The organism is Chelativorans sp. Marseille-P2723, assembly GCF_902809845.1.
GTDB lineage: Bacteria > Pseudomonadota > Alphaproteobacteria > Rhizobiales > Rhizobiaceae > Chelativorans.
Map to the genome: position 1 here is coordinate 1 of NZ_CADDWI010000012.1, position 15,000 is coordinate 15,000.

The following is a 15,000-nucleotide window of genomic DNA, read 5'->3' on the forward strand; positions in this document are numbered from 1 at the left end:
CCTAGATGGGTATAAGGGACAGCGCGGATGCCGCCGGCGGCCCGGGCGGCCTCGGCCCAGACCGAGATCGGGAAATCACCGGTGAAGAGCAGGTCGCGCTCGATGCCCATACCGAACGGCAGCCGGATCGATTCGAGCTCGCTGAAGCTCCAGCTTCCGAGTTCGGGACAGCCGATATCGGCCAGGCCGAACATAACGTCGCCGTCCTCATCCAGCTCGGTCGCGAGCCAGACGCCCTCGCCAAACGGATTGAAGAATTTCACGACGGGGACGTGATCGGCACCGCGATGCCGACCATTGGCGAGGAGCTGCGCGCGCTGTGTACGGGTCAGGAGGATCATGCCGCCACCGTCCGCTCGGTCGAGGCCGCAACCGTTTCAGCGCCGTCCTCGTCGGGCAGATGCGCCAGCAGCCAGTCGGCCGCCTTACTGGCCTGTGAGGCCGCGCGGACAATGGCGCGGTTATCCTCGCGCAGCACCTCCAGCCAGGAGCCGATGTAGTCGGCATGGCGCACGGTCGGCACGATGCCGAGCGAGGCGCAGCAGAAGGCCGCGTTCATCTCAGCCACCAGCTCCTCGAAGGCGTATTTCTTCGTGCCGAAGCTGCCCGAAAAATCCCGCCCCAGGCGCGAGGCATGGCCTGTGGCGTGACCCATCTCGTGGAGCGCCGTCCTGTGCCAGTTGATCGGTTCGAAATAGGCGGCCGGTGGCGGCACCTGGACATAGTCGAGCGCCGGAACATAGAAGGCGCGATCCCCGCCGATGCGGAAATCGATACCAGTGGCACAGATCAGCGCCTCGACCCTCGGCTCGATCATGCCTGGCGGTGGTGGTGGTGCCTCGACAGCGATGTCCTCGGGCAAGCCTTCGCATTGCGCCGCGTTGAACACGGTGAAACGCTTCAGGAACGGAATGCTGCCTGCTTCTTCTCCCGCCTCCCGAGCGCGGCGCTTCTCGTCCTCCGGCGTGAAACGGTCGGCATAGACGACGGTGGTGCCGCGCTCGCCCTTGCGGACATTGCCGCCGAGCGAGAGAGCTTGCCGGAAGGTGAGCCAATGCTGGGTCGGATAGCCGTGCTGGACCACGGCGCCCCAGAGGATCAGGACATTGATCCCGGAATATTGCCGCGCGGTCGCGGCATTCCTCGGCATGGCGAGCGGCGCCTTCGCCGCCGCCGTCCCCCAGGGCTGGACCCAGGGCAGCCGCCCTTCCTCCAGCTCGGCGATGATCTTGTCGGTGATGTCGTCATAGAGATTGCTGCGGGCGCCGCCTGGGCGAGCGCGGTCCTGTCTGGCCATCGGGATGATCTCCGCGACGGGCGCCGGAGGCCACTCCTCCAGCACTCAACCCGTCACGGAAAACCCGTCCGCACTCTCCCTCTCAGGGGGCGTTGCGGGGTCTCCCCGCTGAAGGGGGTGCGCCGGCAACGATAGTGCCGGCCAGGGGGAAGGCCTTCCCCCTTCAGGCCCACTGCAAGATGCGCGTTTATTCGCGGGAACAATAAAAAGAGCCCGCGCGAATGAAGAATCAGAAGCGAATAGCCGTCGCCGGTGTTGGCGTCTGCCGGTATGATGAGGTGAGTTTGGCGCTCAGGCTTGGAAAACTAATGACGCAGCATGACCAGCACATCGCCACGTGGCGGGATGCTTTTCGCGACGAGACAACGGGCATCCACAGAACCATTCAGGATCTGCTCTGGAACTACGCCGCCTTTCGCACGACGGTTCGGATCGTCCGTCTTGCAAATGAGAAGAGAGGCTCGAGACCCCCGCTTAACCAGATGATGTTCAATCTCGTTTCCGAGGGATACTGGTCAAGCCTGCTTCTCGGCACTCGCCGACTTCTCGATAAGGCCCCGATCAATGGCCCCAAGGGAGTTTACTCGATCCGATCTGTCGTCAACGACGTGAAAGCGAGCCAAAACTGGTTGACCAGGAGAATCTACGTCGAGAAAGTGCTTGACGCGCAATACGATCTCGATCGCCTGCATCAAGAACAACATGACCACCTCGTCGCCGCGAAGGGGCGTCCGGTGTGGGGTGATCCAGAGCTCATGAAAAGTCAGGCCGCGCATCGGCATTTCGATGTTTTGAGCGGCGTGTCTCCATCAGGGCGTAACCCGAGCGATCTGATCTCAGCCACGGTATTGGAGAAGATCGAAACTCGGCTCGCCAGCCTTGATCGAATTGCCGAGCACGTTAACTCGCATGTTGCTCATGCCGGGAACAAGCAAAGTCGGCAGGACAGGGAGCTTGGTGATTTCGACATTCGCGATGCCGAAAAGACTCTCAGGCAGTTGAAGGAAATCGCGGATCTGGTCGGAGTGTGGTTCGCCAACGAAGGCGGTGCGGGCCTCGCCACATATCTCGGTGACCAATTCGAGGGCCTCGATCATGCGGTCGTAGACAGCGCCGACCTTGCCGACCTTTTAGAGCAATGGCGATTGATCGATAGAGAAATCGCAGAATGGTCGATCCGGCCAGAAGATTTGTGACCCCCGAGAGGCAGGCCGATTCGTTGGTTCGAACCGATACCGCCTTCTGTCAAAGCCACCAGCTTTACCGAAAATCCCGCGCCTTCACCCTGATACCGCCGGCCCCCGGCCCCTGCTGCCCGTCCGTCGCCACCTCGCGCTGCCCGACAGTCGCCAGATCCCGCGACAGATCGACGATCCGATGGGCGACGAGATGCACGACCTCGCCCTCGCGCTGAACGCGGCCCCGCACGGCGATCATGCTCGATGAGAGAATGACCCGGCGATAGCGCTCGAAAATCTTCTGCCAGACGACGAGATTGGCGATGCCGGTCTCGTCCTCGAGCGTGATGAACATGACGCCATTGGCCGAACCGGGGCGTTGGCGCACCAGCACGATCCCGGCAGCCTCCAGCCAGCGCTGATCACGGGCCGCCATCGCCTCGGCGCAGGTGACGATCCGGCGCCTCGCCAGGTCCTCGCGCAGGAAGGAGACCGGATGGCGACGCAGCGACAGGCCGATATGCCCATAATCCTCGACCACCTCGCGGCCAGCAGGCATCGCTCTCAGCGCGATCGCCGGCTCGTCGAGTTCCGGAACGGTCCGTCCCTCGCGCTCCGAGGCGGCGGCGAAGAGCGGCAGTTCCTCGTCGCGCAGCCCCTTGATGGCCCATTGCGCCTCGCGCCGGGCCAGACCGAACGCCGGGCGGAATCCGTCGGCCGCCGCGATCTGATCGAGCGCCGCCACGGGTACACCCGCCCGCCGCCAGAGATCGTCGACCGAGGTGAACATCTCATCGCCCTGGGCCGCGACGATGGCGGCGGCATGGGCATTGGCGAGACCCTTGACCATCCGCAGCCCGAGGCGGACGGCGAATCGGCTTTCGTCTCCGGTCNCCCTTGATGGCCCATTGCGCCTCGCGCCGGGCCAGACCGAACGCCGGGCGGAATCCGTCGGCCGCCGCGATCTGATCGAGCGCCGCCACGGGTACACCCGCCCGCCGCCAGAGATCGTCGACCGAGGTGAACATCTCATCGCCCTGGGCCGCGACGATGGCGGCGGCATGGGCATTGGCGAGACCCTTGACCATCCGCAGCCCGAGGCGGACGGCGAATCGGCTTTCGTCTCCGGTCGGCTCCAGCGTGCAGTCCCAGCGGGAGGCATTGATGCAGACCGGGCGGACCTCCACTTCATGCTCGCGCGCGTCGCGCACAATCTGGGCCGGCGCATAAAAGCCCATGGGCTGGGCGTTGAGGAGCGCAGCGCAGAAGACATCCGGGTGCCAGCATTTGAGCCAGGCCGAGGCATAGGCGATCAGCGCAAAGCTCGCCGCATGGCTTTCCGGAAAACCATAGGAGCCGAAGCCTTCGAGCTGCTGGAAGGTCCGCTCCGCGAAGTCCTGCTCGTAGCCACGCTCGATCATCCCCGAGATCAGCCGGTCGCGGAACTTCGAGACCCCGCCGGTATGCTTGAAGGTCGCCATGCTCTTGCGCAGGAGATCGGCCTCGCCAGCGGTAAAGCCCGCGCATTCGATGGCAACGCGCATCGCCTGTTCCTGGAACAGCGGCACGCCGAGCGTCTTGCCCAGCACCTTCTCCAGCTCGGGCCGGGGATAGTCGACCTCTTCCAGACCCTCGCGCCGGCGCAGATAGGGATGAACCATATCGCCCTGGATCGGCCCCGGCCGCACGATCGCGACCTGCACCACCAGGTCGTAATAGGTCCGGGGCTTCAGGCGCGGCAGCATGGACATCTGCGCCCGGCTCTCGATCTGGAAGGTGCCGAGTGTGTCGGCCTTGCGGATCATCGCATAGGTGCGCGGATCCTCGGCCGGGATCGACGCCAGATCGAGGCGGATATCCTTGTGCTCGGCCAGAAGATCGAGCCCCCGGCGCATGCAGCTCAGCATGCCGAGCGCCAGGACATCGACCTTCATGAAACGCAGCGCGTCGATATCGTCCTTGTCCCATTCGATGATCTGGCGCCCCTCCATCGCCGCGGGCTCGAAGGGCACGAGATCGTCGAGCCGGTCATGGGTCAGGACGAAACCACCCGGATGCTGCGACAGATGCCGGGGCGCCCCGCAAAGCTGGGCGGCCAGTTCGAGCGTCAGACGCAATCGGCGATCCTCCGGGTTGAGGTTGAGATCGCGGAGCTGCTGCTCAGTCACACCGGCCTCGGACCAGCCCCAGAGCTGGCCGGACAGCGTCTGGATCAGGTCTTCGGGAAGCCCCAGGGCCTTGCCCACGTCCCGCAGGGCGCCCTTGGAGCGATAACGGATGACGGTCGCGGTCAGCGCGGCGCGCTCGCGGCCGTAATGCTCATAGACCCACTGGATCACTTCCTCGCGCCGCTCATGCTCGAAATCCACATCGATGTCGGGCGGCTCCCGGCGCTCCTCGGAGACGAAGCGCTCGAACAGGAGATCGTTGCGGCCGGGATCGATCGCGGTGATGCCGAGCACATAGCAGACGGCGGAGTTCGCCGCCGATCCGCGCCCCTGGCAGAGGATGCCGCGCGACCGGGCGAAGCGGACAATGCTGTTCACCGTCAGGAAGTAGGGCGCGTAGTCGAGCTTGCCGATCAGGGCCAGCTCATGCTTCAGCGCCGCTGTCACCTCGTCGGGGACACCCTCGGGATAGCGGCTCGCCGCGCCCTCCCAGGTCAGCCGCTCCAGGGTCTCCTGCGGGGTCAGCGCCGGATCGTCGCGCTCTTCGGGATATTGATAGCGCAGCTCGTCGAGCGAGAAGCGGCAGCGATCCGCGATCTCACGCGTCCGGGCCAAAGCCCCGGGCCAGCGCGCGAAGAGCCGGTGCATTTCGGCAGGCGGCTTCAGATAGCGGTCGGCATGGCGATCGCGCCGGGTGCCGAGCGCATCGACGGTGAGATTGTGCCGGATCGCGGTGACGACATCCTGCAGGATGCGGCGTCCGGGCTCATGGAAGAGCACGTCATTGGTCACGACGGTGGGCACACCTAGGCCCGCAGCGAGCGTCGACAGCTCCCAGAGGCGCATCTGGTCATTGGGCCGCCGGCGCAGCGTCAGGCCGAGATAGGCGCGATCGCCAAAGGCATCGCGCAGGCGCCGCAGCCGCAGACCGCAGGTCTCGTCGGCGAGGTCCGGCGCCAGGACCACGATCAACCCCTCGCCATAGGCGACCAGATCGTCCCATTCGAGATGACAGCGCGCCTTGCCCGCCCTCCCCTTGCCCAGCGACAGCAACCGGCAAAGCCGTGAATAGGCCGCCCGGTCGGTCGGATAGACCAGCACCGACATGCCGCAGGCAAGATCGAGGCGGCAGCCGACGATCAGCCGCACCCCCGCCTCCTTCGCCGCCTCATGGGCGCGCACGATGCCGGCCAGCGTGTTGCGATCGGTCACGGCGAGCGCCTCGATCCCCATTGCGGCCGCAGTGGCGAAGAGCTCCTCGGCCGAGGACGCGCCGCGCAGGAAGGAGAAATGCGACGTCGCCTGCAATTCGGCGTAAGCGGGCGCGCTCATCCGAAAATCCCGTGCAGGAACCAGCGATGCGAGCCGGTGGTGGCATCCTCGCCATCGCCGGAGCGGAAGATCCAGAAGCGTTCGCCGGCATCGTCCTCGACCCGGAAATAGTCCCGCACCGCTTGTCGCTCGGCATCGCGTTTCCACCATTCCCCGAAGATGCGCTCGGGGCCGTCGGCCCGGCGGACACGGCGGCGCACGCCCTTCCAGGAGAACCAGTTCGGGGGATGGTCCGGCAGCAACGCCATGGTCTCGATCGGCTCCGGCCGGGCGAGGAGCCGCGACGGGCGCGGCCAATGGTCGGGCCAGCCCGCGCCCGTATCCGACGTCGCCCACGACCGCCCCCAGCCCGCCATGCCGCAGCCCTTCCTCCATGCAGGCGAGGACAGCCTTGTCGTCTCCGGCCTCGACGAAGATCACCCGGCCGGGCGGCAATCCGGCCTTCTCCAGCCCCGGCGCGAAGAGATCCTGGAGCGCCACGCACCAGAGCACCTGGCCGGTGGTGCGGGCGGCGATCCCGGCCGTGAAACAGGCCGCCGCCGCGCCATCCACCGCCCCGTTACCGCCTCCGGCGACTTCATGGAGGCATCCGAGCGCCAGCCCGCCACCGGGCAGCTTGCGATCCAGCGGCGCGATCCCGAAGGGAAGGACCTCGTGCGGACGCGCACCATCGCCTTCGAGCCGCGCGATGCGCGCCCGAAGGTCGGCAATGGCTGGGCTGTCTGCACGGTTGGGCATATGAGGATGGCGTCTCCGGGGCTTTGCACTGGTCGATTCCGTTGCTATGTTCTTTATTTGTTCTCTTGCGGGCCGAGAGTCAATCTCGGCCATCCCGGAAGTGATCGACGGGGCGCGATAGCCTAAGGTGGCGTAAAGTATTCGGAAGGAGAGCGGCGGGGCGATGTGCAACCTGTATCGCATTACGACCAATCAGCAGGCGATCCGGGATTTCGTGGCCGCCACCCATGACAGCATCGGCAATCTCGAACCTTCGATCGACGTCTATCCCGACCGGCCGGCTCCGGTGGTGCGCAACACCGATGGCGGACGGGAACTGGCTTCGCTGACCTGGGGCATGCCGACACCCATCGAATATCTGAAGTCCCGCGACGCGCCGGACACCGGCGTCACCAATATCCGCAACACGGGCAGCCCCCATTGGCGCAAATGGCTCGGGGTTGAGCATCGCTGCGTGGTCCCGGCCACCGCCTTTTCTGAATATGGGCAAAAGCCCGATCCGGTCACGAAGCGCAAACCGCTGCACTGGTTCGCCCTTGATGAGACCCAGCCCCTGTTCTTCTTCGCGGGAATCTGGACGCCATGGCGTGGAACCCGCGGATCGAACCGCACCCCGCGCCCGGGCGATCATCAGCTGTTCGCCTTCCTGACGACCGAGGCCAATGGCGTGGTGAAACCGATCCATCCGAAGGCCATGCCCGTCATCCTGACGAGCCGCGACGAAGTCGAGACCTGGCTGACCGCCGACTGGAAGGAAGCGAAGGGCCTGCAACGGCCGCTGCCCGACGAGCGGCTGGTGATCGCGGAGACGCCAGCGAGCGCAGCCGCCGATGGCATGTTGCCGGGCATCTGACAATGATCCGGAGGACGGAAATGGGCCGGAAGGAAGATGAACAGTTAGCGGCGACGCTCGCCAAGGCGATGGCGATGATCTGCGTCCGCAACAGCATGCTGGAGGACCTGCATGCGGGGCCGGTCCCGGTCACGAAGACCGGTGACTATTCCGATGTCTTCGTCATCGATGCGGACGGCAATCGCATCCCCTGGGTAACCGTGTCGCGGTTCGACGACGTCGAGATGCGCGACCTGATGCGCCAGGTGGTCAATCGGCTCTACACGTTCCAGACCTGCTTCGCAGAGCCGCAGTTTCAGGCGATGATCGACAAGTGGCTCGGTGTTGCGCGCAACTGGGACGAGCCGGTCCTCGACGAGCGGCTTGCGGGGCGGCATGCGTAGCCAATCATCAGCGGGACGTCGGCGGCCCGGTGGGTGGGGTAGCCGGTTCAGATCTCGCCCTTGGAGGAAGTGTTCGCCACTAATCAGCCAACGCGCCAGCCGGAGATCACGGGTCAGAACCTCTAGGTCGTGAGGTGAGAGCTGGCGAAAATCGTATCCAGAAGTTCTCGGCGGGCGTTATTTCACAAGGCGAAGGTGTGGAGAGCTTGATGGTAGCGGATGCAATGCCCGCACATCTTCTTCACTCGAACGAAGCGCCTCGGCGAGGTCGGATAAACCATATCCAAGATCTTCGAGATGTAGTCGCACGATCTCCGGCAATACCGTCGGCATCTCAACCCTGAGGTCGAGTTCAGGCGGCTCGGCGCGGCGATAACCCATCGCGCTCATCTGCCGCCACAGGTACTGGCTCTGGTTCTCGGTAATGGCTCCAATTGCATTTGCCCGGTAGAGCAGTGCTGCCATGGACACGCGCCAAACCGGTTTCAGCGCAGCGAGTTGCTGTATCGAGAGACGTCGACCAGAGAGGTGGGGGCGAATATCGCGCGCGGGCATAAGCAGCGCTGACGCAAAATCGTTGGCCTCGTTCTCCATTTGCGGAGATGGGACCTGATGCATCACAACATGGCCGAGTTCGTGTGCCAAACTGAACCGCTGGCGATCCGCAGGCATATTCCGGTTCAGGAAAATGCATGGCGGCATGTCTGGTATCTGAACGGTAAAACCATCCACCTTGAGGGCGGCAAAGTCACAATGGACGACGATGCATCCTGCTCGCTCCACCCACGCCACCAGATCGCGGATCGGTCCAGATGGTACGAGCCACGTTCGCCTTATTAGATCGGCAATTCGTTCCGGGTCGCCGCCGTATTCGTCAACATCGAGGCGGGGAAGCGAAAGCTCAGGTTCAAGTTCGGCAGCATCGAGTAGCCGGCGAATGTGCAAAATCCTGATGTTCAGTTCGGCTTCAAGACGCTCGATTGCTTTCTGTCCGACGCTCGCGCGTTTCCTGTATTGGACGCTCATCGGCAAACCGATAACCCTGTCGTTCTGAAAGAAGAAATCTATAGGGAAGCGCAGAGCTGCACTGACGTTGGTCAGCACGTCATCGGTCGGACCGATCAGTCCGTTCTCGAGCTTTGATAGATTGGCCTGAGAGACCCCCGAGCGCTTGGACAGTTCGGTTTGACTCCATCCTCGCGCCTGCCGCGCTATTCGCAGCAGATCCTGATTGAATTCGGCTGACATCATTCTTGCCGCTTCTTGCGGTCGTCCGAAGCGCCCTTGAGTTTAACGATCTTCGCGGCGGGCCGCTCGGGTTGCGGCTCGGACATCGGCAACGGCACCACCGCTTCGCTCGCATCCAGCAGGCTGTATTCCCAGGCGACCGAATCACCATTGCGAGCAACGACGCATACGTCTTCGACCTGCGTTTCGAGCCTGTTCAGCTTGTAGACGACCTCGACACGCTGCACTTCCGGCAGACCGAAGAGGTCCTGTTCATGATCATGGAAAGCGAGCGCAAGCTGCGTAGCAACATTCGAGGTGCGGCCCGTCGCGTCGGCTTTCTTGAACCGAAACAGGACCTCGTTCCGAACGAGGAACTTCATCGTCTCATTGCCATCGATCACGTGGACAGCATCGTGGCCCATCAACGTGGTTTGAGCCCGGTCGATTATCTGTTCCCAGACGAAGTTGGCGCGACTGCGTTTGCATCGCCATATGCCAACGAAGCCGCTTGCCAGCCAATCGTCCCATGCGTGAAGGACGGCTGAGACGATGTGGTCGCGGATTTCGTCCAGTATAGGACGCACTGTGGTTTGGCTGGGAATTGACAAGCTCGAGCCTCGCTATTTTCGTTTAGAATACCGAGGGGATTTTACGAAATCAAGATCAAATTATTCACGTGACCATTCAGGAGGGGGCGACCAGGCAGTTCGGCCTAACTCGGAAACTGATGAGACAGGGCAAACGGAGGCACAATCATCTACCGCCCTCACCGAGCGAGGCCGCGATGTCGCTGATCGAGCGAAGCAGGACCAGGGGATCATCCCTGGACGGCTCAAAGCCGCGCCGCCTCCAGAACTCGGCCGCCTCCCCGTCGACGGCGTTGACCATCAAGACCCGCCCACCGATCAGCGACGCGGCCTGAACACAGCGCTGGAGGGCGTGCTTCACAAGGCCGGTGCCAATGCCCAACCCTGCCCATGCTGTGTCGGTTGCGAGCTGGCCGAGCAGCATACAGGGGACCGGGTTGGGCGGCTGGCCTGTCCGAATCGAACGCGGCAAAACCGAAGGCACCACACCGGTGGGCGCGAGGCCGTAGAAGCCGACCACGCGCCCAGCCTCATGCACGACGAGAACGGCGGTGAAGCCCTTCTGTTGATTGGAGAGGGCGCGCGTCTTCAGCCAGTGGTCAAGCGTAGGCTTGCCACAGGCGAACTCGGACACATCGTGTTCGGCGGAGAGCGGTTCAGGACCCGAAAGCAGCAAGGCTTACCGCTTCGCCACGTAGCCGGGCTCCCATGGCGCGGGCCGCTTCAGGACTTCCACCATCTCCGGAACCGGAGCGGCCGGACGCGCCAGCACATCCATGAACTCGGCAAAGCCTTCCGGGCTCATCCGGATCAGCCCCTGCTCCATGACGACTTCCTCGGCCGCGCGCACGGCGGCGTCGCGCACGAAATCGGTGCGCGAGCGGCCGCGCAGGCTGGCTGCGCGATCAATCATTGCGACATCCGCCTCGGGCAGGCGCATCGAGATCGGGTACTCCTTGCGTTCGGCGGTCGTGGCCATGGCGAATCTCCTTGGTCGGCATATCGCGACTTGTATCGCGAATTACAATACGATAAGGTTGCCCCAACAGTCAATGACCTCATGAGGAGAGGCGACGAGGCCAATGATGACCGGGCCAGCGAGAGATTCCGATAGGTTATTTTGCTACGCCATGGCTCGCCAGGACACGCTGGGCTACGCGATAGCACGCTCACCCGCGCCAATTGCCGCCGAATATTCGCCTTCAATTTCCGTTGCTTATGCTTCCCTCGCGGCGAATGCTGCAAGTTATGACCTTGCGAGCCCCAGGAAATCCGGCAAAGAAGACAGGAGGAGAGCGCGAAGCGCTGCTCGAATCCTTGCTGCTGGACGAGCCGGAGCTGACGTTTACGCCACGCGGCAATCCCGACCCACGCCTTCTGCGTCTGGTCGGCATCCTGGCGAGGCAGGCGGCGCAGGAGTGCTATGCAGAGGAAGTGAAGATGTCACGGCAAAGGAGGAAGCGCTCCTCCTGATACGGATGGGAGCCAAGTTTTGAAAGTCGCGATCTACGCCCGCTATTCTTCCGACAATCAACGCGACGCTTCCATCGCCGACCAGTTCCGCATGTGCCGCCTCCATGCAGAGAAGCAGGGTTGGCATATCGTCGAGGAGTATTCCGACCACGCGATCTCCGGCGCGTCGCTGATCCGCCCGGGCATCCAGGCGCTCATGGCCGACGCTATGGGTGGCCGCTTTGCCCTGATCCTCGCCGAGGCGATGGACCGCCTCTCGCGCGACCAGGAAGACATCGCGGGCATCTTCAAGCGCATGTCCTATGCGGACGTGAAGATGTTCACCCTGTCGGAAGGCGAGGTGACGCACCTGCATGTCGGGCTCAAGGGCACGATGAATGCGCTGTTCCTGAAGGATCTGGCCGACAAGACCCGCCGCGGACAACGCGGCCGGGTCGAGGCAGGCAAATCGGGCGGCGGAAACGCCTATGGCTACGATGTGGTCAAAAAGCTCGATGCGAACGGCGAACCGATCCGCGGCGATCGCACCATCAACGAATTCCAGGCCGAAGTCGTGCGCCGCATCTTCCGCGACTATGCCGCCGGCAAATCGGCCAAGACCATCGCCTTCGCCCTGAACAAGGAAGGCATTCCCGCTCCGTCAGGCGGCGACTGGGGGTTCAGCACGATCAACGGCAATCCGAAGCGCGGCAACGGCATCCTCAACAACGAGATGTATGTCGGCAAGATCGTCTGGAACCGCCAGCGCTTCGTCAAGGATCCGGAGACCGGCAAGCGGCAGGCCCGCCCCAACCCGGAAGAGGAATGGGTCATCCAGGAAACGCCGGAGCTGCGCATCCTCGATGACGATCTCTGGAACGCCGTGAAGGCGCGGCAGGAAAAGAACAAGATCGCCCGGAAGGAAAACGGCGAGGCCGATCTCTCCCGGATCAATACCCGCCGCCGCCCCAAATACCTCTTCTCGGGACTGACCAAATGTTCCTGCTGTGGTGGCGGCTATTCCGCGATCTCGGCGACACTGATCGGATGTGCGACGGCCCGCAACAAGGGGACCTGCGACAACCGGGTCAACATCCGCCGCGACGAGCTGGAAGCGCGTGTCCTGAACGCGCTGCGCACCAAACTCGTCGATCCCGAACTCTTCGCGCATTTCTGCGAAGTCTTCACGCAGGAGATGAACCGCCTGCGCATGGAAGGCCGCGCCGAGATCGCGTCGGCCGAGGCGAAGATTGCGAGGATCGATCGGGAACTCGAGACCCTACTCAATCTGATTCTGAAGGGTGGCGCCGCTGACGCGCTCAACGCGAAGATGGTGACGCTGGAGAAGCGTAAGAAGGAACTAGAACTGTTCCTGGCCGAAGCCGACGAGCCGCCACCGCTGCTGCACCCAAGCATGGCACTGCAATACCGCAAGCGGGTCCAACAGCTTTACGACGCCCTGCAGGACGACGACGAGGGGAAGCGGATCGAGGCCGCAGACACGCTGCGCTCGCTCGTGGATCAGATCGTGCTGACGCCGGTCGACGGCAAGGTGGAGATCGACGTTCAGGGCGATCTCGCTGGAATCCTTACGATTTCCACGCAAAGCAAAAACCCCGCAGCGGGCGCTACGGGGTCGCAAGTAAAGATGGTTGCGGGGGTAGGATTTGAACCTACGACCTTCAGGTTATGAGCCTGACGAGCTACCGGGCTGCTCCACCCCGCGTCACCAATGCGGACGAACCCGCATGCTTCTATCCGCCATCTCTGGCACATGGTAAGCTGGCGCTTGTGCGCATATTGTGAAGAGACGAATCATGCGTTTGGCAGACCTGGCAGCGACCTACTCTCCCGCGTCTTAAGACGAAGTACCATCGGCGCTGGGGCGTTTCACGGCCGTGTTCGGAATGGGAACGGGTGCAGCCACCCCGCCATAGCCACCAGGTCGGCAAAACGCATGATTTCCAATCGAGAAGCTGGCTTCACTTATTACCACATCCTTTTAGGATGCGGTTCATCCAATCCAATTCCTCCCGCACCACCGCTATCGCGCGGCAGTCTTGCATATGAGAAATGGGCACAAGCAATGAGAATGATCAAGCCAATCGAGCTATTAGTACCGGTAAGCTTCACGCATTGCTGCGCTTCCACACCCGGCCTATCAACGTGGTCGTCTTCCACGGCTCTCAAGGGAACACTCGTTTCCAGGTGGGTTTCCCGCTTAGATGCCTTCAGCGGTTATCCCTTCCGTACATAGCTACCCTGCAATGCGGCTGGCGCCACAACAGGTCCACCAGAGGTACGTCCATCCCGGTCCTCTCGTACTAGGGACAGATCCTGTCAATATTCCTACACCCACGGCAGATAGGGACCGAACTGTCTCACGACGTTCTGAACCCAACTCACGTACCGCTTTAAATGGCGAACAGCCATACCCTTGGGACCTGCTCCAGCCCCAGGATGCGATGAGTCGACATCGAGGTGCCAAACAACCCCGTCGATATGGACTCTTGGGGGTCATCAGCCTGTTATCCCCGGCGTACCTTTTATCCGTTGAGCGATGGCCCTTCCACGCGGGACCACCGGATCACTATGACCGACTTTCGTCTCTGCTCGACTTGTCTGTCTCGCAGTCAGGCAGGCTTATGCCATTGCACTCAGCGAACGATTTCCGACCGTTCTGAGCCCACCATCGCGCGCCTCCGTTACTCTTTAGGAGGCGACCGCCCCAGTCAAACTACCCACCATACACGGTCCTGGACCCGGATAACGGGCCGCAGTTAGACATCCATGACAACAAGGGTGGTATTTCAAGGATGGCTCCACCAAGGCTGGCGCCCTGGCTTCAAAGCCTACCACCTATCCTACACATGTCGCCACGAATGCCAGTGTAAAGCTATAGTAAAGGTGCACGGGGTCTTTCCGTCTAACCGCAGGAACCCCGCATCTTCACGGGGAATTCAATTTCACTGAGTCTCTGCTGGAGACAGCGGGGAGGTCGTTACGCCATTCGTGCAGGTCGGAACTTACCCGACAAGGAATTTCGCTACCTTAGGACCGTTATAGTTACGGCCGCCGTTTACCGGGGCTTCGATTCAGAGCTTGCACCCCTCCTCTTAACCTTCCGGCACCGGGCAGGCGTCAGACCCTATACGTCGTCTTGCGACTTCGCAGAGCCCTATGTTTTTGATAAACAGTCGCCACCCCCTGGTCTGTGCCACCCCCCGATGGTTGCCCACCGAGAGGTCACGCTTATCCCGAAGTTACGCGTGTAATTTGCCGAGTTCCTTCAGCAGAGTTCTCTCAAGCGCCTTGGTATTCTCTACCAGTCCACCTGTGTCGGTTTCGGGTACGGTCTATACGGAAGAGCTATTTCCCGGGACTGCTTGGCCGCCCTCCCAATCCAATAAGGGAGAACAACATCCACAATCCGTCACTACTTCCAGGCCCACGAATGTTAACGTGGTTCCCATCGACTACGCCTTTCGGCCTCGCCTTAGGGGCCGGCTAACCCTGCTCAGATTAACTTTAAGCAGGAACCCTTGGACTTTCGGCGAGGGGGTCTCTCACCCCCTTTATCGTTACTCATGTCAGCATTCTCACTTCTGATACCTCCACCGGCTCTCGCGAGTCCGGCTTCACAGGCTTACAGAACGCTCCGCTACCGCGCATCTTACGATGCACCCACAGCTTCGGTGTATGGCTTTAGCCCCGTTACATTTTCGGCGCAAAGACCCTTATTTAGACCAGTGAGCTGTTACGCTTTCTTTAAATGATGGCTG

The 15,000-nt window shown here is 62.4% G+C and carries 13 protein-coding genes, 1 tRNA gene, 2 rRNA genes and 3 pseudogenes (1 of these 19 only partly in view); 6 read left to right on the top strand and 13 right to left on the bottom strand.

Translation table 11 applies throughout. The annotated features are described in order from the left end of the window. Together HUS57_RS09995 and HUS57_RS10000 are read right to left on the bottom strand one after the other, a co-directional pair. Nucleotides 1-341: DUF2958 domain-containing protein (locus HUS57_RS09995; protein WP_173933315.1), on the bottom strand; the 341-nt coding region annotated here is incomplete at its 3' end. Further along, nucleotides 338-1,297: a zincin-like metallopeptidase domain-containing protein gene (locus HUS57_RS10000; protein ID WP_173933317.1), complete on the bottom strand. Its 960-nt coding sequence runs from the start codon at nt 1,295-1,297 to the stop codon at nt 338-340. The genes HUS57_RS09995 and HUS57_RS10000, both read right to left, overlap by 4 nt. A 221-nt stretch (nt 1,298-1,518) precedes the next feature. Between HUS57_RS10000 and HUS57_RS10005 the strand changes: the two genes are divergently transcribed. After that, the gene (locus HUS57_RS10005) at nt 1,519-2,493 is read left to right on the top strand and encodes a hypothetical protein (protein WP_173933319.1); all 975 of its coding nucleotides are present in this window, start codon (nt 1,519-1,521) and stop codon (nt 2,491-2,493) included. A 64-nt stretch (nt 2,494-2,557) separates the two neighbouring features. Here the strand turns inward: HUS57_RS10005 and HUS57_RS10010 are convergent, their stop codons facing one another. From HUS57_RS10010 to HUS57_RS10020, 3 genes and pseudogenes are all read right to left on the bottom strand, one after another. Further along, nucleotides 2,558-3,325: an OB-fold nucleic acid binding domain-containing protein gene (locus HUS57_RS10010; protein ID WP_173933321.1), complete on the bottom strand. Its 768-nt coding sequence runs from the start codon at nt 3,323-3,325 to the stop codon at nt 2,558-2,560. A 44-nt stretch (nt 3,326-3,369) separates the two neighbouring features. Next, nucleotides 3,370-5,975: pseudogene (locus HUS57_RS10015) on the bottom strand (error-prone DNA polymerase); the annotation flags it as partial. Next, nucleotides 5,972-6,298 (bottom strand): annotated as a pseudogene (locus tag HUS57_RS10020) (DUF6504 family protein); the annotation flags it as partial. The pseudogenes HUS57_RS10020 and HUS57_RS10015, both read right to left, overlap by 4 nt. Between HUS57_RS10020 and HUS57_RS10025 the strand changes: the two are divergent. The 3 genes from HUS57_RS10025 to HUS57_RS10035 are packed head-to-tail and all read left to right on the top strand — an operon-like array spanning nt 6,222 to nt 7,949. Then, entirely contained in the window at nt 6,222-6,839 is a 618-nt protein-coding gene (locus HUS57_RS10025; protein WP_173933311.1) for a hypothetical protein, read from the top strand. The pseudogene HUS57_RS10020 and the gene HUS57_RS10025 sit on opposite strands and share 77 nt — an antisense overlap. 37 nt (nt 6,840-6,876) lie before the next feature. Continuing rightward, nucleotides 6,877-7,566 carry an SOS response-associated peptidase gene (locus HUS57_RS10030; RefSeq protein WP_173933323.1) on the top strand — a complete coding sequence of 230 codons (690 nt, stop codon included), beginning with the start codon at nt 6,877-6,879 and terminating at the stop codon, nt 7,564-7,566. 20 nt (nt 7,567-7,586) lie between these two features. Continuing rightward, complete coding sequence (locus tag HUS57_RS10035) at nt 7,587-7,949, top strand: hypothetical protein (RefSeq protein WP_173933325.1); 363 nt, start codon at nt 7,587-7,589, stop codon at nt 7,947-7,949. Between the two features lie 177 nt (nt 7,950-8,126). On the opposite strand, the gene HUS57_RS10040 is transcribed toward HUS57_RS10035, so the two are convergent. From HUS57_RS10040 to HUS57_RS10055, 4 genes are all read right to left on the bottom strand, one after another. Next, nucleotides 8,127-9,200: an XRE family transcriptional regulator gene (locus HUS57_RS10040; protein WP_036748701.1), complete on the bottom strand. Its 1,074-nt coding sequence runs from the start codon at nt 9,198-9,200 to the stop codon at nt 8,127-8,129. After that, nucleotides 9,197-9,763: a hypothetical protein gene (locus tag HUS57_RS10045; protein ID WP_024846161.1), complete on the bottom strand. Its 567-nt coding sequence runs from the start codon at nt 9,761-9,763 to the stop codon at nt 9,197-9,199. The genes HUS57_RS10040 and HUS57_RS10045 overlap by 4 nt, the downstream gene beginning before the upstream one ends. A 169-nt stretch (nt 9,764-9,932) precedes the next feature. Next, the gene (locus HUS57_RS10050) at nt 9,933-10,442 is read right to left on the bottom strand and encodes a GNAT family N-acetyltransferase (RefSeq protein WP_173933327.1); all 510 of its coding nucleotides are present in this window, start codon (nt 10,440-10,442) and stop codon (nt 9,933-9,935) included. A 3-nt stretch (nt 10,443-10,445) separates the two neighbouring features. After that, nucleotides 10,446-10,745, bottom strand: coding sequence for a DUF1778 domain-containing protein (locus tag HUS57_RS10055; protein ID WP_039194720.1), 300 nt, complete (start codon nt 10,743-10,745; stop codon nt 10,446-10,448). Between the two features lie 269 nt (nt 10,746-11,014). On the opposite strand from HUS57_RS10055, the gene HUS57_RS10060 reads away from it, so the two are divergent. Next, a complete protein-coding gene (locus HUS57_RS10060; protein WP_173933329.1) occupies nt 11,015-11,239 on the top strand; it encodes a hypothetical protein in 225 nt (74 codons plus the stop codon). Nucleotides 11,240-11,258: 19 nt separating this feature from the next. Next, a pseudogene (locus HUS57_RS17950) lies at nt 11,259-12,296 on the top strand (recombinase family protein); the annotation flags it as partial. 282 nt (nt 12,297-12,578) lie between these two features. Here the strand turns inward: HUS57_RS17950 and HUS57_RS17955 are convergent. The 4 genes from HUS57_RS17955 to HUS57_RS10080 all read right to left on the bottom strand — a co-directional run. Further along, complete coding sequence (locus HUS57_RS17955) at nt 12,579-12,824, bottom strand: hypothetical protein (protein WP_239025225.1); 246 nt, start codon at nt 12,822-12,824, stop codon at nt 12,579-12,581. 43 nt (nt 12,825-12,867) lie between these two features. Next, nucleotides 12,868-12,944 (bottom strand) — tRNA-Met (locus tag HUS57_RS10070). A gap of 104 nt (nt 12,945-13,048) precedes the next feature. Continuing rightward, nucleotides 13,049-13,163: ribosomal RNA gene (gene rrf, locus HUS57_RS10075) — 5S ribosomal RNA — on the bottom strand. A gap of 147 nt (nt 13,164-13,310) precedes the next feature. Continuing rightward, a 23S ribosomal RNA gene (locus HUS57_RS10080) occupies nt 13,311-15,000 on the bottom strand (it continues 1,114 nt past the right edge of the window).